Origin of the sequence: Pseudoalteromonas sp. APC 3224 (assembly GCF_030407535.1) — a bacterium.
In the GTDB taxonomy this organism is placed as follows: domain Bacteria; phylum Pseudomonadota; class Gammaproteobacteria; order Enterobacterales; family Alteromonadaceae; genus Pseudoalteromonas.
The window spans coordinates 125,097-144,073 of sequence record NZ_JASDDF010000002.1 but is presented as its reverse complement, the minus strand read 5'-3'; the positions used below and the strand labels follow the sequence as shown (position 1 = coordinate 144,073).

Here is an 18,977-nt window from a genome sequence, read left to right as displayed (position 1 = left end):
TTTTATTTGGCACGTGTTAAATAAGCAACGCTTTGCTGTAGTAGCATTGCGCCGTTGGGCGTTAAAATTGACTCTGGGTGGAATTGATAGCCCAGTGCATTGTCTTGATGATGATAAATAGCCATTGGAATATCTTGATACTTTGCAATAACCGCTAAGTTATCAGGCACTTTTGTGGCCATTAATGAGTGATAACGCGCCACTGGTATAGTGCTACCCATCCCGTTAAACACCGGGTGATCGTCTAACTCAATAATTGATGACTTACCATGTACGGTTTCACCAGCGTGACCGATTACTCCGCCATAGCTTTGTGTTAGCGCTTGTTGGCCTAAACAAATACCTAGCATTGGAAATTGGCCCTTACACAGGTTAATTAACTCCATAAGGCAGCCTGCATCGCTAGGCGCACCAGGGCCTGGCGATAATACCAGCAGTACTTGTCCAAGCTCTGCCTGCATTTTTTCGAATATGATCTCTGCGCTAATGTTGTTTCGGTAAACTACTAACTCAGCACCAAGCATGGTTAGCTCATCGACTAGGTTGTAGCTAAATGAGTCAAAGTTATCTAAAAAGTAAATTTTAATAGGGTGTGCTTCACTCATTTTATACTGCCTTATACGTCGATTTAATCGCGGTGATCACCGCTTGGGCTTTAGCGCGCGTTTCGTTTGCCTCTGACATTGGATCTGAATCAAATACAACCCCAGCACCGGCTTGCACATACGCAATATTATTTTTAACAAAGGCGGCACGAATAACAATACAGCTGTCCATGGCACCGTCACCGGTTAAATAGCCAACTGCGCCACCATAGCTACCGCGACGTTTGCCTTCAGTTTTGCGCACTAATTCTGCCGCACGGACTTTGGGGGCACCGACTAAGGTACCCATGTTCATACAGGCTTGATAAGCATGCAGAGCATCTAATTCGGGTTTTAATTTTCCTACTACACGTGATACTAAGTGCATTACCTGTGAATAGCGGTCTACTTTTAATAGCTCTTTGGCATGGCGTGTACCAGGCACGCTAATACGAGCAACGTCGTTACGTGCTAAATCAACTAGCATTAAGTGCTCGGCACGTTCTTTTTGATCGTTTCTGAGCTCAAGTTCAATACGGCTATCTAAATCGGGATTAATTTGTCCATTTGCAAACTTACCCCGTGGACGAGTACCTGCAATCGGATAAACCTCAACTTGTTGAGACTTAACCTCATACTTAAGCGCAGACTCTGGAGAAGCGCCAAATAATGAGAAATCTTCATCACGCATGTAAAACATGTATGGGCTTGGGTTTTGCTTTTTAAGCTGGCTATAAGCATGTAATGAGTCAGGGCACGGCAATGAGAAACTACGAGAGGGCACCACTTGAAAAATATCGCCATCAACTATGTGTTGCTTAAGTTTAATCACTTGTTGGCAATATTGCTCATCACTAATATCAACATTTACAGGGCAGTCACCTGCTTGGCTTGGGGCACTAAAGTCTGCGGCGTGGTCGCACAATGTATTAAGGCGCTCTAATTGTTTGCCCACTTCAAAACAATTAGCGTGAACATCAGGGCCATTAAACACATTACCAATTAACTCGGTTGTTTGTTTTTGGTGATCAATAACAACCAGTGTTTCGGCTAAATAAAATACGTAGTCTGGGCAGGTGTTTTCACCATCAGGTACATCGGATAGTTGTTCAAAGTTAGCCACCATGTCGTAGGCAAATACGCCGCCTAAAAACACCGAGAACGGATTGTCAGTGGTGCTTTTAATACTATTTAAACAAGTGCGTAGTGCACTAAAAGCGTTATCTGCAATCAGTTTGCTAGCTTGGTCAATGGTGTCATCTGCTGGGTGATACTCAAGTGTGAGTGTGGTACCGCTTAACTGTGAAGCGCAGTTTTGTACATTAGCCTGCAAATAGTTAAGTAGTTGTTGGCCGTTGTTTGATTGTGCACTGATGCTCACTTGGTTGCCTTGGCAAACAATACGCAATGCACAATCAACTAGTATTAAGCTTTTTACGCTATCTTTTGAATCTATTTCTGCAGATTCAAGCAATAGTGAGTTAGGTTTATCAAGTGCCGCATACAAGGCAAGTGGGCTACTTATGTAGTCTCGTACTTGCGTTATGCTGGTCACTTCACCTGGTGTTGTTGTTATATGACTAAAAATCAAACCTCATCCCCTAAAAAAATAAAACCCCGCAATGCTAAGCAGTGCGGGGTTTGAATAACGATGTCTAAATTATAGATAGACCATTACCGTCCCGCTATGCCAGGCGCCACCACCAATGATGTGTAAGAGTGTTTACGTTATTCATGTTTTTAATTCCTGTTAATCTTGTATTGCAAAATTTAGTGATAAAAAAACCCGCATGGTAGCGGGTTAGAATTTTTTGTTTAGACACGACAATTCATCACCCTTTGTTTTAAGAGTGCCACCACCAGATGATGTTTTGAATTGTATTTTTCATTGTTATTTATTCTTTAATGTCTAAAAGTGGCTACAGTAAAACGTATCAACTGCTTTTGTGTCAAGTGTTTATTTAAAACAATTTCGTTAAAAAACTTGTTATACTGTGTGAAACACCATTAAACCATTAATTAAAGTAGTTTTCATTTGATAAAATACGACTTACATAGCCATACAACACACTCAGACGGACATTTAACCGTTGAGCAACTATTAGCGCGAGCAGTCGATAAAAACATTGATGTATTTGCCATTACCGATCACGATACTGTGGCCGCAATTGAGCCTGCGCAGGCTTTTATCAAACGTGAAAACTTGCCGCTTAAACTGATTAATGGGGTTGAAATATCAACCAAATGGGAGAGTTTTGAAATACATATTGTTGGGCTTAACATTGATACCAATGATAGCACTTTGAATACATTACTTAGCGAGCAACAGCAAAAGCGCGAAACCCGTGCAATTGAAATAGGCCATCGATTAACTAAAAATGGCTTTGAGGGTATTTATCAACAAGCTCGCGAGCTGGCTGAAAATGCGCAAATTACTCGCGCTCACTTTGCCAGAGCTTTAATTGAGCGAGGTGTGGCTAAAAACTTTCCTGGGGTATTTAAAAAGTACTTAGGGCGAGGAAAAACCGGTTACGTACCGAGTAACTGGTGTGATATGCAAACGGCAATTTCAGCGATTCATGCCGCCGGTGGGGTGGCTGTTTTGGCGCACCCAAGTAGCTACAAAATGTCGAATAAGTGGTTGCGTAAACTACTCGTAGAGTTTAAATCAGTGGGCGGTGATGCAATGGAAGTTGCCCAACCGCAACAGGCCCCGAGTGAGCGTCAGTTTTTAGGCTTGTTGAGTCAAGAATACGATCTGCTTTGCTCTCAAGGCTCTGATTTTCATTTTCCGACTAGTTATTTAGAACTTGGAAAAAATTTATACTTACCTAAAGATTGCCAAGGGGTTTGGCAAACATGGGAAAAGCACGAAGGAGTTGCATTATGAGTCAATTATTTCATATACATCCGGATAACCCACAGCCTAGACTAATTTCTCAAGCTGTTGATATTATTAAACAGGGCGGCGTAGTTGTGTACCCAACAGATTCGGGATATGCGATTGGCTGTAATTTAGGTAACAAACAAGCAAAAGAGCGCATAGAGCGTATTCGTGGTATTGAAAAACACCATAATTTTACTTTAGTTTGCCGTGATTTATCTGAGCTTTCTACTTATGCTCGGGTAGATAACCAAATGTTCAGGCTGATCAAAAATAATACCCCAGGGCCTTATACGTTTATTTTTAAAGGCACAAAAGAAGTACCTAAACGCTTATTAAACGATAAGAAAAAAACCATAGGCATTCGTGTTATTGAACACCCAATTGCTTGTGCGTTACTTGCAGAATTGGGTGAGCCATTAATGTCATGCTCACTTATTTTACCGGGTGATGAATACACGCAAGCGGACCCCGATGACATTTTGGATCGTCTAGATAAGCATGTCGATTTAATTATTCATGGCGGATACCTCACAGAGCAAGCAACTACGGTAATTGATTTATCAGAGGACGATATTCAAATTTTACGTGTAGGCTGCGGCGATACGGCTCCATTTGAATAGCAATGAAACAGCCTGACACGGTTTCGTTAATACCTACAGATATGCCAGTGCAGCAAAAGCTGCCACTGGCATTTTTGCATGGGAAAGCCGTTGTTGAAAAGCCTGAAGATTTATATATTCCGCCTGATGCGCTTGAAGTTATTTTAGAAACCTTTGAAGGTCCGTTAGATCTGTTGCTTTATTTAATTAAAAAGCACAAGTTAGATGTTCTCGAATTATCTATATTTAGCATTACTGAGCAGTATGTAAAATATGTAGAAATGATGAGTGAGTTTCAGTTAGAACTCGCCGGCGAATATCTCGTAATGGCAGCATTGCTGGCGCAGATTAAGTCGCGGTTGTTACTGCCAGTGCATGAGGAATTAGAAGAAGAGGAAGATCCCCGCGCCGAACTTATAAAACGTTTACAAGAGTACGAACAATTTAAAAAAGCGGCCGAAAATATCGATTCTTTGCCCCGCGTTGGTCGCGATATATTTATCGCCAATGCAACTTTCCCAGAGTTAGAAGAAAAAAACCAACCCTTACCTGAACTGGCAATCAAAGATCTATTGTTAGCGCTAAGCGACGTAATGGCGCGTGCTAAAACATTTGAGCATCATTTAATTAGTGCAGAAACCCTGTCAACTCGTGAACGTATGAGTTTAATTTTACACACACTATCCCAAGCAAAAGCACCTGTTGCGTTTACCCAACTGTTTACCTTTGAAGAGGGCCGCAGTGGAGTAGTTGTTAGTTTTATTGCCATGTTAGAACTAATCAAAGAGGGCTTAATTGCTTGCTTACAAGTTGAATCTGATAGCCAAATATATGTATCTCTTAATGAGCCTGCCGAAAGTTAACCTCCCATAAAGTTTTTTGCAATTATACTAAATTAATAGACTTTACTGTGCGTATACGCACGATAAGTGTTTGCATATGCTATTTTAATCGCCACTCATCCATTATATCGTAGTGTTATTACTAGATTAGAAATTGGCGATAAGCAATGTTTAAAAACTCAAAAACCGGTTATGGCCTGATGGCTATATTTTTACACTGGTTAATGGCGTTGACTGTCTTTGGTTTGTTTGGTTTAGGCTTATACATGGTTGAGCTAACTTACTATGATAGCTGGTATAAAGGCTCATTAGATTTGCATAAAAGCATAGGGCTGAGTTTAGCGGCTGTATTTGTTTTTAGACTGTTATGGCGTCGGTTTAATGTAAAACCTAGCCCTATTGGGACCAACACTCAATTAAATCAGCTGGCCCAAACCGCACATATTTTAATGTATCTGTTTTTAGTGATTATTATGGTGTCTGGGTATTTAATTTCTACTGCTGATGGGCGACCAATCGAAGTGTTTGGCTTGTTTTATGTCAAAGCCATCGACTTTACCTTTGATTCTCAGGCAGATATAGCAGGGCAGATCCATTATTACAGCGCATGCTTGCTGATTGGGTTTGTGGTGCTGCATATTTTAGGTGCGTTAAAACACCACTTTATAGATAAAGATAAAACATTAATTAGAATGATCAAATTACAAAAGGAAGCTTAAAATGAAAAAGTTACTATTAACTTCAGCGTTATCAGCAGCGATGTTTATGACAGCTACCCATGCTAGTGCTGCAGACTATGTTATTGATACCAAAGGAGCACATGCCTTTGTTAATTTTAAAATTAAACATTTAGGTTACAGCTGGTTGCACGGGCGTTTTAACACCTTTGATGGGCAGTTTAACTACGACGCTAAAAACCCAAACGCATCTCAAATTAGTGTAAATATCGACACAGCAAGCCTAGATTCAAACCATGCTGAACGAGATAAACACTTACGCGGTGGTGACTTTTTAAATGTAAGCAAATACCCACAGGCTAGCTTTAAAAGTACAGCAATTAAGTTTGATCAAGACGGTGAAGAAGCCACAGTAACCGGTGAGTTTACCCTTCATGGTATTACTAAAACAATTAGTTTTGAAATTGATAAGATTGGTGAAGGTAAAGATCCATGGGGTGGTTACCGTGTTGGTTTTGAAGGTGAAACCAGCTTAAAACTAGCTGATTACGGTATTGATTACGATTTAGGCCCAGCGTCAACGCACGTTGATATTGGTTTATTTATTGAAGGTATTCGTCAATAATACCGTTTTATAGTTAAAGCTAAGCGTTATCACGCTTAGCTTTTTTATTGTAAATGCGCTTCTAATTTTGATTTTAAGTGACTTGGTAACCACCGAGTTAATACTTGTTTATAGTCTTCAGTTTGCTTAATTAGTTTGAGTTGCTGATTGAGTGTGGCAATATCTTCTGCGCCTTGCTCGTTTTTAGTACAGCCAATGTAACCGTAACTAATTTTTGGTGCCTCAGTCAGCATGCGCTGCGTTAAATTGTCACTAAACCCCATCGTTTTTGCTAAATAATAATGCTCACTGGGGTAGCCTAATAAAATATCAATTCGCTCTAAGTTAAGCATATAGGTTAATGTACTGAGGGTATCGCGAGTAGGTCTAATGACAATATTTGTATTAGGTGTGGTATTAATTATTTTATCAATTTCACTGCCGTATGAGCGATTCATCGATACACCCAAGGTGAGCTTTTTATTTACTAATAAATTAGTTAACGACACTGATTTACTGCTTTCAATACCTAGCGCAATGCTCAGCTTTTGATGCATGGCAATAGATGGAGAAAGACCAGCTGTAGAGCTTTGATGCGTGAAATAAACACGTTCTTCTCGATATTTGTTTTTATAAAGTGATAATGCGCATGCATTTGATTGCAGGTTAGCGAGTTCCTGAATAACTTTACCAGAGGGAATAATGATACGTTCAAAGTTAATATGCGGAAGTTGTTGCTCTAACAGTGAAATAATACTTTCATCACGGCCCTGAGATTTATCCGGACCGCTTAAAATATAATAGGGCGCAAAGTCATGCGTTATCCATTTTATTGTTCTGGCATCACACTTTGTGCTTAAAAATACACAGACGAACAGTATTAACCACGAAAACCGCATTTTCACTACAACAAATAAACAAACATGGATTTAAGTGTAGTCAATAATACACCAAAAAGTAAAATGCCAGCATAAAGCTGGCATTTTAATTTATTTATAAGTTAAACACTTATAAATAATAATTAACTGGCTTTCAGCCATTTTACAAATTGACGTGCATCACTTGCTTTTTGAAACAATGCATTTTTCAAACCTTGTGTATCGCTGAAGATTACACGATGTTTGTTAACCGAAATTGATTGCACTGGATGTGCTATTTGGATCATAGATCCGTTATATTTGTATGACATAATAAAACTCACTTTATTTTTGTTATTTATTCTGGGCTTTTTCTTAAAGCACATTACAGATGATAAATAATCTAATTGTGTTTAGCTTCATTACAGTGTTGACGATCTTTATGACACTTTTACGATGATATTAAAAATAAATCATCAAGGTATTAATAGGGGTTCTCGCCGTACAATAACTTAGCTTTTGAATATACGTTTTGCGGGGCTTACTGGATCAGGGTAAAGAGGTTAACCGCTAGGGCTTTTTATAGCCAAGCAGCAATCTTACGCCACAATATTTTTCTTTGCAAGCAATTTATTAAAATACTTTGAATCGAGAGCAATTCACGTATAGCCATAAATATTAATTCGTAAAGATCAACAGACTCAAATATATCTGACTATACTCAGTTTTTAACTGAGGGGGTCAAATGAGTTCACTATCTGCGCCATATCAACATTTTTTATCTAATCCAATAGCAAAGCCGCCTTGTCGTATGCACAATGCGAATATGTATGGTTTTTTTGCTGAAATAGAATCTAAGAAAGCACAAAAGTACATTGATTCAACGTTAAACATAGGGGAGGAGGGTAATATTTATTTTAAAATACTTGGCGAGTTTGCACTTATTACATTTACAGATATTGAAAAAATAGCCTCGATGACCCCGCCATTCGATCAGCATGGTTGGATGCAAGAAACAGATATTATCATTTGGTTGCCTGTCGCTAAGGTTGAGGATGAAGATATAACCTACTTATATTGGTATCCAGCGTTTATCTGTGTTAACAACATTTATGCACTTATTAATGGTCGCGAAACATGGGGCTATAATAAGTATTTGTGTGACTACACCATGCCCAGCTGTGTATCGGAGCTATCGAATTTTTCAATATCTTTAGAATGCTTTGAACATTTCTCCCCTGAATCAAAGCTACAAATGCATGAGCTATTTTCAATTACTATAAATTCTAAACACCAAGATAGCGATTTCTTATCTATTATTGATAACTTTGGCGATCAAGTAGCAAATTTGTTTTCTCGCAAACATTTAGATATTGATTTTTCATTATTAAAGCAGTTATTGAGTGGCTTTGTTAATCCACAAATGGATCAAATTTTGTTAAAACAATTTCCTGATGGCAGTGGCGATTCAGCGGTATACCAGAGCGTAATGCACTCACCTTCAATGATTAAAAAAATACATAGCTTTAAATTTTTGAAACCTGAGTTTACTTTGCATCTTAATAAATTAGATAGTTTTCCACTTGCCGATATGTTTGGCCTAAAGTTAGGTAGTCAAGCGCTGCACTTACCTTTTTATGTGCAAATGGATTTCGACCAGTTAGCCGCAACTAAAATTTAAATTGCTTAGAAGGATTTACCATGAACCAAGAAAAAATCGTGATAATTGGTGGCGGTGTATCGGCTATGACTGCTGCATTGTATTTGACTGAGCAATCTGACTGGCAACAGCATCGAACTATCACAGTATACCAACAAGGCTGGCGTTTGGGTGGTAAAGGAGCAAGTGGTCGTAATGCGGCTAGCGGGCAGCGTATTGAAGAGCATGGCTTACATGTTTGGTTTGGTGCTTATGTAAATAGCTTTAAAACAATAGAAACGGTTTACACTAAATTACAACGGCCAGCCGATTCACCTTTATCTACATGGCAGCAAGCATTAAAACCGCATAGCTTTATAGCCTTAGAAGAATATATTGATGACCAATGGCAAACATGGCCAATTGATTTCCCATTACTTCCTGGGAACCCTGCTGATGGAAGTTTAGATATAACGCCATGGGATTTTATTAAAATGACCCTAGCTTGGCTAAAAAAGTGGATATTTGATTTACAGTCAGCAGCAAAAAAAGCCAACAAAAATATACAACTAAGTACAAAAAAATCACGAGATCAATCTTTATTACGGCACTTGCACCAACAAATAACAGATTTGGTTGATGATACCGAAGATGCTTGGCAAGATTTTGCTGATGATATAAAACAATATTCGAGTGAAGTTGCTTCTACTCCAAGCTTATTAATCAATACATTAAATAAGTTTGCCCACGCCGACAATACATTAAACCCCCAAGTACATGAGAAAAAAGATGGCCTTGTTATTTGGTATATAGTTAGAAAGCTAAAGCGCTGGCTTAATAGCGAAATGATTGAGTTGTTAGACAATAATGCGCAGCTTAGACGATTATATATTTGCGCAGACCTTGCTATCGCAATGCTAGTTGGTTTGGTAAAAGACAAAGTATATCGAGATGGGTTTGAGGTTATAAATAAATTTGATTTTAGGCAATGGCTTATAAGAAATGGGGCAAACGAGCAATACAGTGCTAATTCGGCGCCCATACGAGGGTTTTATGATTTGGTGTTTGCGTACCCTGCGGGTGACCTAAGTAAGCCCAATGTTGAGGCTGGTGTCGCATCACTGGCTATGTTACGCATCGCGCTGTGTTACCGCGGAGGGGTCATGTGGAAAATGCAAGCGGGGATGGGCGATGTCATCTTTGCTCCCTTGTACGAATTACTAAAAAAAAGAGGGGTTAAGTTTGAGTATTTTCATCAATTGCAAAACCTGACTCCCAGCCTAAGTGAGCAAGGAGAGAGTTTTGTCGAGAGCATTGAGCTTCAGCAACAAGTTTCTTTGCTCTCAGACGCAGAGTATCAACCACTGGTTAATGTTAAAAAACTACCTTGTTGGCCAAGTGAACCACTTTATGCGCAAATTAATAGTGAACAAGCCGCACTATTAAAGAAGCATGATATTAATTTAGAATCTTTTTGGTCAGACTGGCCGTCTCAATACGAAAACCATTTTGGGCAGCCACTGCCAATAAAAAAATTAAACTACAAAGAAGATTTTGACAGAATTGTGTTGGGTGTATCTGTGGCGTCACTTGAGCACGTATGCCCTTCATTATTAGCGTGGGATACTAAATTTGCAGCACAAGCAAAGCAAGTCAAAACGGTGGCAACCCAAGCTGCCCAACTATGGCTTAATAAAACAGACGAGCAATTAGGCTGGCAATATATTCCAAAGAGTAAAGAAGGCCCAATTCTAAGTGGCTTTAGCGAACCATTTGATACGTGGGCGGCAATGATGAATTTAGTCGACAAAGAGCAATGGCCTACTGATTGTCCTCCTAAAAACATTGCTTATTTTTGCAGTGTTTTTCCTTGTGAGTACTATCCACCAAAAAGTGAACATCAATTTCCTCTACAGGCTAAATCGCAAGTAAAGGTAAACCTAGAAGCAATACTAGAAAAAAACATGCAGTCCTTATGGCCGCTTGCATATCAAAATAATGAGTTTGATTGGTCTGTATTATATGAAATATCGTCATCCGGGGATGAACGATTAAATGCTCAATACTGGCGAGTAAACGTTGACCCAAGTGAGCGCTATGTTTTGTCAGTGGCTGGTTCAAGTAAGTATCGACTGGCGACAGATGAAACAAAATTTACAAACCTTTTTATTACCGGTGACTGGATTAAAACGGGTGTTAATGCCGGTTGTGTTGAAGCGGCTGTTATGGCGGGTATGCAAACAGCCAGAGCAATGGTGGGTTACCCACAACACATTAGTGGCGAAAATGCATTTGCAGTTATCAAAAATTAAAATACTCTTCCAGCACAGCTTTAATCGGTTGATTAGTATATAGTTAAACATGTTGTTTACATTTATTTAGCGCAAAGGTCACGTGAAATGAAAAATAAAGGCAAGCTTCTGAATAAAAATATATGGTTGGTATGCTTACCAGGCTTTTTACTGCCACTGCAGGCGAAAGTAGTGGTAGAGGGTAAAAGTGATGATCAGCCTAATATGGAAATCATTGAGGTTTATGCGCAAAAAAGAGCGCAAAAAATTGAAGAAGTCGGCATTTCTGTAAGCACAATAAAAGGGGACGATCTCAAAGCGCAACAGGTTAAAGACTCAACAGAGTTATCTGTATTTGCCCCAAATTTAAAAATTAGTCAAAACGCAGCGGAAGGCACACCACCAGCGGTTAATATTCGTGGCGTAGGGCTAGTTGATTATAACACCGCTAATACATCGCCGGTGGCGATGTATGTGGATGATATAGCCGTGGGCTCTGCCAGTAACCAAATTGTTAACTTATTTGATATTGAGCAGATTGACATTTTGCGTGGCCCTCAAGGAACTTTATTTGGTCGTAACTCTACTGGCGGGGCTATTTTGATCCGCTCTAAACGCCCTGAGTTTGAACAAAGTGGTTATTTAAGTGCTGGTATTGCCAATAACAACGCGACCAGTGTAGATGCCATGTTTAATTCAGCTATTGGGGTAAACACAGCCGTTCGTGTTGCGCTAAACCATCAAAATTATGATTATTCTACAAACAATTTTTTTGCTGATTCACCAACAGCGGGCATGCGGCAAACAAATGGTCGAGTATCTTTTTTAGCTGACTTTGACACTGTGCAGTTTTTGATAAAAGGGCATATTTCCGATTGGGATGGCATAGTTCAGCCTGTTGGCAGTATTGGGGTTATTGCTAATCCGCTGACTGGAGAGCGGTGCTCGCCGGCACAAGCAGGTTCAACCAACTGTTTTGATAACTTTGGATTTAATGATGGCAGTGATGATTTTTATACTGTAAGCGTTAATAATAATTCGCCACATAAAACCGATGGTAAGGGGATTAGTGCCCATGTTAATTGGCAATTGGATACACACAATGAGCTTATTTCACTAACTAGCTATAACAAGTTAAAGCGTGATCATGCCTTTAATTGTGATGGCTCTCCAGCACGCTTATGTGAAGGCAATTTAGGTTTAAATACTGATTTAGTAACGCAAGAGTTTCGGTTGCAATCTCAGCTCGCAGAGCATTTTCTTACAACGGGAATTTATTATGCTGATGAGTCTATTATTCAAGACAATGTAAATGATATTTTGCGAGATTATCGAGGCATTTTAGAGACAGATTTAACCGCTACTTTTTTCTATGATAATAGGATAAAAACAAAGAGCATTGCAGCGTTTACCCAACTTGACTATCAATTAAACCAAGATTGGCTAATTACCGCTGGGCTTCGTTATTCTTATGAGTCTTTAGATTACGACTCATCATCCCAGCTTAATATTATTTTAGACCCTAACGATTTAACCGGAGTTAAGGTGCCATTTTATCGTGTTCAGGGAGAGCAATCAGATAATGGCATTTCTGGTCAGTTGGCTGTGAACGTTAAGCTGGATGATGCGACCTATGCCTATTATCGATTTGCTAATGGCGCAAAAAGCGGAGGCTATAACGGGGGGTTTTTATCATCGGTTGAACAAGCACAGCTTGCTGATTATCAAAAAGAACGATTGAACTCACATGAAATTGGCTCAAAGTCTTGGTGGCCACAGTTGGGCATGCGATTTAATTGGGCTGCATTTTATTATGATTATAATGACCAACAGGTGTTTATGAATCAGCCTTCAGTATCTGATCAGAGCCCGCCTATTCAATTATTAGAAAATGTGGCAGATTCGACTATATATGGCCTAGAGGCTGATTTTGAGTATTGGCTGACCGGTGATTTGAATGTTAAGTTTGCTATGGGTTATATACCCCATGCAGAGTTTGAAGAATATGTTGATCCTTTAGGTAACGCATTATCAGATAATCGCTTGCCGTTTACCTCAAAATGGAACCTCAGTGCAGGCATTGAATACACGCACGTGCTGGCTAATCACCCACTAACAACGCAATTATTAGTTGATTATCAATCCGACTATTATTTTGATCAGAATCAAAACCCTTATGCGATGCAAGATGGCTATAGTATTTTTAATGCAAACATACATTATCAACATGATAACTGGGCGATTGCTATTTGGGGGAAAAACCTCTTTGGTACGCAATATAGTCACTTAAAATTTGATTTAAGCTCTTTCCTTGGCATGCTTGAAGACTTTAAAGGTGAAGGCAGACGTTTTGGTTTAGATGTTAGTTATCAGTTTTAATTTTAGTCTTTAAATTAAGGTGCGAAGTATGCCAATGAAGGCAGTTCTAAAGCTATTTTTATATTGTGTATTTTTGTGCTTTAGCAATTTAGCGCCGGCAGATACACTCGCTCCTATTGTTTATACTTTAAAACAACAAGATACTGATTTGCTCGGTCAGGGTCATGTATTTCAGGTAACGAGTGGTACTTTTCCCCGTAACCACAGTGAAATAGAAATGTGGCTTGAAGATAAACAACCACAATCAAGAACATCGTTTTTTGGTGGTAGTTTTTGGTTTGTCATAGCACTTGAAAATAAAACAGATTTAGATGAACTGGTGCTCTATCCGTATAACACGTTACTTTCAAAAATCGAAACCCGGATTTATGATATATCGAACTTTGATGAACCAATAAAGCAGTATGTCACTGGGGGGGGTTACCCAAATGAGTTTGCATTTCACTATGGGAATAAAGTTAAGCTGACGCCTAATCGTTCTTACGTATTAATTGCAAAATTTCAAAGTGAATATTTTTATACTCCACCAAAATTAGTGCTTTCATCTTATGACGATTTTTTTGTAAGAAAAACCTCAGACAACATGATTATGTTGCTGTGCTTTGGGGTTGGTATTGCGTTAGGTTTATACAATTTTCTTATTTACTTGGGTGATAGAGATAAAACCCATTTGTACTACGCCATGTTCACAGCATGCTGGGTGTTGGCTTGGAGTCAGTTTTTTCATATACCGGATCAAATTTTTGGTTTTTACAATGCCCATTTTCATTGGTTAGGTTTTACTTTAATTCCCATCACAAATATTTTATTTTTTAACAGCTTACTTAAATTAAAAGACACGTCTCCTAAGTTATCTCGATTATCAATCTACTTAGGCATTGTTGCCACCGCAGGCGCACCTTTTGCAATGGTTTGGCCTGGTTTTGGCTTTATTTGGGCCACTTTAGTAACAGGGGCAACTTTATCTCTAGGTATGGTTGTTGGTATACGAAGCTGGATCAGTGGCTTTAAACCAGCTCGCTATTTTGTTCTCGCCTATTTGGCTATGGCCATTCCTAATATGGTTGGCAATTTAACTAATCTAGGACTTATTGAGCCAATAAAAATGGATCTCTATTTACTTGGACTTATTGGCACAGCGCTCGATGCAGTATTACTTGCTTTTGCTGTCGCAAATAAATTCAGTATTTTGCATCATCAGAATGTTGAACTGACTAAAAATTTGGAACACAAGGTCGAACTGCGTACCCAAGAGTTACAACAATTGGCGGAAGAGCTTCGTGATGCAAGTGAAGCTAAAAGTCGATTTTTAGCTAACATGAGCCATGAGATCCGCACCCCAATGACATCCATTATTGGTTATGCTGATGGGATAATTTTAGGTGATATACAGCCTCATGAAAGAAATCATGGGATCAGGGTGATTTTGCAAAACAGTCGTCATGTACTTGGGCTAATTAACGATATTTTGGATATGTCGAAAATTGAGGCTAACCGTTTAGAGATAGAATTAGTTGAAACGGATTTGTTTGCCACTATTGCTGAAATTGAATCATTACTAGGAAAGCAAATCCGCGATAAAGGCTTAAAATTCAAAGTTGATTATCAATTTCCATTACCAGATTGGATAGTCTCAGATCCAACTCGACTTAGGCAAATATTATTAAATTTAGCAACCAATGCACTTAAATTTACTACCCAGGGTTACATAATGCTGACGGTGAGTTGCAATCAAAAGCAACTAATAATTAAAGTTGAAGACACGGGCATTGGAATGACTGAAAGTGAGCAAAAAGACTTGTTTACTCCCTTTCACCAAGCTGACTCGTCCATTTCTCGTAAATACGGTGGTACTGGACTTGGCTTAAATATATCAAAAAGCTTAGCAAATAAACTAAATGGCGATATTACTGTATTTTCTGTGGTAGGTAGGGGTAGTGAGTTTTGCTTTACTATGGAGTTAAATACAACCGAACATACGCAATGGGTTAACACATTCGACGATATACGTAAGCCACAAACTAAAGAACTATTTTCAAATAATAGTCAGCGAAATTTAGTGGGTAGAGTACTTGTGGCTGAAGACCATCCAGAAAATCGTCAGCTTATTAAGCGAATTTTAGAGCGGATGGGGTTAACCGTTGTCGCTGTTGAAAATGGTCGAGATGCAGCGCAAGCAGCGATGGATGAAAGCTTCGACTTAATTTTATTAGATATTCAAATGCCAATTATGGATGGTGAGCAAGCAATTAAGATTATACAAGCAACAGGGGTAACAACACCCATTGTCGCGCTCACTGCTAACACGATGAAGCATGAAATTGATCGCTATTTAAAACAAGGTTTTACTGATCATATTGCCAAACCTATAGATAGAAGCTGTTTTAGTAGTAAAATTGCAAGTTATCTTGATATTGATATATGCGAGAACATTAAGCTACCCGATGAGGAGTTTGCACTACTCAAGCAGGAATATATTAAAGGGTTAAATAAACAAAAAGACACGTTAGTGTCTCAATTTAAGCAGGGTGATATAACGGGTTTTGCACGCAGCGTGCATATGATCAAAGGAACGGCTGGAATGTTTGAATGCAAAGCGTTGTATAAACAGGCTGTTGATTTTGAAACAAACTTAAAGTCTTCACCTGACGCTTTCGACATACAACAAGTTGAGGCTCTACTCAATGCGATTGACGTTATTTTAACCGTTAAAAAAGCACCTTAAATTTTACATTTTATCGTTGAATAACCGCTATACGCTTTGTTATGAAGACAAGTAGGGTTATGCATGCTTAAATATATTCTCTTGTAGGAGGACGTATGCAGTATCAACATATTAAGGTGCCAGACAATGGCGACAATATTCACATTGATGATCAAGGACAGTGGCATATACCCAAGCAACCTATTATTGCCTATATTGACGGTGATGGGGTTGGTTTAGATGTGATGCCAGTAATGCGTCAAGTAGTGGATGCTGCCATAGAGCATTGTTATGGCAAGGAACGTAAGATACATTGGATGCAGGTGTATAATGGTGAACAAGCGGCCAAGCTTTATGATGGTGACTGGTTCCCTCAAGAAACCATTAATGCGGTACGTGAATGCAAAATTGCTATAAAAGGGCCGCTAACCACACCTTTAGGCGGCGGGTTTCGCTCTCTTAATGTTGCGCTTCGCCATGAAATGGATTTATTTGTTAATATGCGCACTATAAAAGGCTTTAGTGCTTTACCCACGCCATTAAAAAACCCTTTTACCACTAATATTACTGTGTTGCGCGATAGCAGTGAAGATGTTTATTCAGGAATTGAATGGCAGGCGGGGAGTGTTGAAAGTGAAAAAGTGCTCGATTTTTTGTGTGAAGAAATGGGCGTAACCCGTCTTCGTTTCGCTCAAGAGTGTGGTATAGGGATTAAAAATATATCTAAAGAAGGGTCAGAGCGATTAATACGCTTTGCCATTAATTATTCCCTTAAAAATGAGAGAGAGTCACTTACGTTAGTGCACAAAGGTAATGTTCTTAAATTTACCGATGGGGCGTTTAAACGCTGGGGCTTTGCGCTCGCAAAACAAGAATATAATGCCAAAGAACATGAAAATGGGCGTTGGCTTGAAATAGAACGAACCGATTTACCCCCCTTGATCATTAAAGAAGTGATTGCCGATAATATGTTGCAGCAATGCTTGATGGATCCTGCGCAATTTGATGTGGTGGCTACCACAAATCAAAATGGTGACTTTTTAGCCGATATGCTCAGTGCACAGGTTGGGGGGGTAGGGATTATGCCTGCCGCCAATTTAAATACAGAGGTGGCTTTTTTTGAGCCGACCCATGGCACGTTCGAGCGAATAGCTGGTCAAGATAAGGCAAACCCAAGTAGTAGCTTATTAAGCGCGGTGCTAATGCTAAAATTTATGGGATGGGATGAAGCGGCACGTTTAATCGAAAACGCCTTAGAAACTACATTTGCCAGTGGCCAGGTAACTTTTGATTTGGCTCATTCAAATCATAACTCGACAACCTTAAGCTGCAAACAATTTGCTAGTAAGGTTATCGAGCACTTTTAAACGACTGCATGTTAAGCTGCTGAAGCGTTAGCGGTTGCTTGACGATGAACACATGGACGCTCTGTTAGCTCTGCTGCTCTGTGATAAAGCTCATGTGCACTTGGCTCGTCACATACAGTGCCACTGAGCGTATCCATTAACGCAACTACAATAATGGCTGGTACTTGACAGCAGTATTCATCTAATACAGCTTCGGTTGTTTGTGCATCAACATGGCAATGAGGATGGCTTTTACGTTGATAGGCACTTAATAAAGTGTTTACGTCGAGAATATCGTTTTCTTGATGTTTATTTTTACGACACTTACAGCCGAATTCATCAACTAATGTGGCAAGTGACTGGTAAACGTGACCCGTCTCAAGCGGCGTATTTGGGCATAATTGTTGTTCAATGAATTGATGTAAATTTGCATCAATGAATAACCCGTCTTGTTGTGTGAAGCTTGCTGATGTTTGCATAATTATTACTCTTAGTTTGTTGGCTTAACTTCACTGTAGCGCTAAGTGTAATATTAATGAAATTGTTGTTTTCAATAATTGATATTGATTTAATCAATATTTTTATATGTTACCTATCAACCACTGTATTTGCGAACGCCAATAACTCACGTCTAAGCCATTGATGCGCTGGTGTGTGGTGTAATAACGGGCTCCATATCATTTTTACTTCTATAGGGACAACTTGAAATGGTACTGGGCTAATCACTAAATTAGTATGACTGGTTAATAGCTTTGCTTGACGACGGGGTAGCGTTGCTATGAGTTGCTCAGATTGACACAGTAAGCTGGCAATCATGTAATGGCGAGTGAATACGCGTATTTTACGGGTTTGTTCTAATTGCCACAAAGCTTCATCTACCCAGCCTAATTTTTGTTTTCCTGACTTATTGGTTACTGCGGGCTCTGGCCCCCATCCTGCGCGGTTAACCCATATATGCTCGCTTTGTAGATATTGATTTAAGTGAGCATCCGTTAAAAAAGCATTATTTGGATGGGTTAAACAACAATAATTATCTCGCCATACAGTTGCCTGATGAAAAGAGCGCGGGAGGCCATTAAAGCGATTTATTGCCAAATCAATTGTGCCTTTTTCCATATCTTGTAAATTTACATCGCTGGGGCTTAGCACATCAAAGTCAATGCCTGGGTTTTTAGCTAGTTGTTCGCAAATAAAGGGGGCGATGAGGGTCGATTCTAAATAATCGTTTGCCATAATACGAAATGTAACTTGCGCAGTAGCTGGGTTAAATTGCTCGCTTGGTTGGGTGATCTCTTCGGCCATTTTAAGCAGCGCTTCAATTTCAGGTTTGAGCGACAGCGCTTTGGCTGTGGGAGTCATAGAGCCCGCAGCTCGCACCAACAAAGGATCATCAAATAAATCTCTTAAACGTTTTAACGCATTACTCATCGCAGGCTGGGTTAGCGCGAGTTTATTAGCTGCTTTTGATACGCTTTTTTCATCTATTAATACATTTAAATAGACGAGTAAATTGAGGTCGACATTTCTTATATTCATATGATCAATTTTATTTATTTGCTTTATTAATT

Annotated in this window: 16 protein-coding genes; 10 read left to right on the top strand and 6 right to left on the bottom strand. The window is 39.2% G+C overall.

The features are described 5' to 3' along the window. Positions 1–2: 2 nt before the first annotated feature. Both QL989_RS01665 and QL989_RS01660 read right to left on the bottom strand, forming a co-directional pair. Positions 3–605, bottom strand: a complete 603-nt coding sequence (locus QL989_RS01665; protein ID WP_198523264.1) for an aminodeoxychorismate/anthranilate synthase component II — start codon at positions 603–605, stop codon at positions 3–5. A gap of 1 nt (position 606) precedes the next feature. After that, a complete protein-coding gene (locus QL989_RS01660) occupies positions 607–2,175 on the bottom strand; it encodes an anthranilate synthase component 1 (RefSeq protein ID WP_290167704.1) in 1,569 nt (522 codons plus the stop codon). Between the two features lie 444 nt (positions 2,176–2,619). Between QL989_RS01660 and QL989_RS01655 the strand changes: the two genes are divergently transcribed. The 5 genes from QL989_RS01655 (at position 2,620) to QL989_RS01635 (ending at position 6,214) form a co-directional block, all read left to right on the top strand. Next, entirely contained in the window at positions 2,620–3,474 is an 855-nt protein-coding gene (locus QL989_RS01655; protein WP_290167702.1) for a PHP domain-containing protein, read from the top strand. Next, positions 3,471–4,091: an L-threonylcarbamoyladenylate synthase gene (locus QL989_RS01650; protein WP_010390225.1), complete on the top strand. Its 621-nt coding sequence runs from the start codon at positions 3,471–3,473 to the stop codon at positions 4,089–4,091. Before QL989_RS01655 ends, QL989_RS01650 begins: the two co-directional genes overlap by 4 nt. A gap of 2 nt (positions 4,092–4,093) precedes the next feature. Further along, positions 4,094–4,933, top strand: coding sequence for a ScpA family protein (locus QL989_RS01645; RefSeq protein WP_138605988.1), 840 nt, complete (start codon positions 4,094–4,096; stop codon positions 4,931–4,933). Between the two features lie 146 nt (positions 4,934–5,079). Beyond that, on the top strand, positions 5,080–5,631 hold the full coding sequence (locus QL989_RS01640; protein ID WP_010390221.1) for a cytochrome b: 552 nt from the start codon (positions 5,080–5,082) through the stop codon (positions 5,629–5,631). 1 nt (position 5,632) lies between these two features. Further along, on the top strand, positions 5,633–6,214 hold the full coding sequence (locus QL989_RS01635; RefSeq protein ID WP_193049207.1) for a YceI family protein: 582 nt from the start codon (positions 5,633–5,635) through the stop codon (positions 6,212–6,214). Positions 6,215–6,258: 44 nt separating this feature from the next. On the opposite strand, the gene QL989_RS01630 is transcribed toward QL989_RS01635, so the two are convergent. Both QL989_RS01630 and QL989_RS01625 read right to left on the bottom strand, forming a co-directional pair. Next, complete coding sequence (locus tag QL989_RS01630) at positions 6,259–7,092, bottom strand: transporter substrate-binding domain-containing protein (protein ID WP_075169143.1); 834 nt, start codon at positions 7,090–7,092, stop codon at positions 6,259–6,261. Between the two features lie 122 nt (positions 7,093–7,214). Next, positions 7,215–7,382 (bottom strand): hypothetical protein, encoded by a 168-nt coding sequence (locus tag QL989_RS01625; RefSeq protein ID WP_007375427.1) that lies wholly within the window; start codon positions 7,380–7,382, stop codon positions 7,215–7,217. A gap of 413 nt (positions 7,383–7,795) precedes the next feature. On the opposite strand from QL989_RS01625, the gene QL989_RS01620 reads away from it, so the two are divergent. From QL989_RS01620 to icd, 5 genes are all read left to right on the top strand, one after another. After that, complete coding sequence (locus tag QL989_RS01620) at positions 7,796–8,731, top strand: acetoacetate decarboxylase family protein (RefSeq protein WP_290167694.1); 936 nt, start codon at positions 7,796–7,798, stop codon at positions 8,729–8,731. A 20-nt stretch (positions 8,732–8,751) separates the two neighbouring features. Next, complete coding sequence (locus QL989_RS01615; protein WP_290167692.1) at positions 8,752–11,001, top strand: NAD(P)-binding protein; 2,250 nt, start codon at positions 8,752–8,754, stop codon at positions 10,999–11,001. A gap of 87 nt (positions 11,002–11,088) precedes the next feature. Beyond that, positions 11,089–13,359, top strand: a complete 2,271-nt coding sequence (locus tag QL989_RS01610) for a TonB-dependent receptor (RefSeq protein WP_290167690.1) — start codon at positions 11,089–11,091, stop codon at positions 13,357–13,359. Between the two features lie 28 nt (positions 13,360–13,387). Further along, positions 13,388–16,084, top strand: a complete 2,697-nt coding sequence (locus QL989_RS01605) for a 7TM diverse intracellular signaling domain-containing protein (RefSeq protein ID WP_290167688.1) — start codon at positions 13,388–13,390, stop codon at positions 16,082–16,084. Positions 16,085–16,179: 95 nt separating this feature from the next. Beyond that, complete coding sequence (gene icd / locus QL989_RS01600; protein WP_290167686.1) at positions 16,180–17,430, top strand: NADP-dependent isocitrate dehydrogenase; 1,251 nt, start codon at positions 16,180–16,182, stop codon at positions 17,428–17,430. Between the two features lie 11 nt (positions 17,431–17,441). Here icd and QL989_RS01595 read toward each other — a convergent pair whose 3' ends face one another. Beyond that, a complete protein-coding gene (locus QL989_RS01595) occupies positions 17,442–17,888 on the bottom strand; it encodes a hypothetical protein (RefSeq protein WP_290167684.1) in 447 nt (148 codons plus the stop codon). 109 nt (positions 17,889–17,997) lie between these two features. Then, positions 17,998–18,945, bottom strand: a complete 948-nt coding sequence (locus QL989_RS01590; RefSeq protein WP_198523256.1) for a LysR family transcriptional regulator — start codon at positions 18,943–18,945, stop codon at positions 17,998–18,000. Between the last annotated feature and the right edge of the window lie 32 nt (positions 18,946–18,977).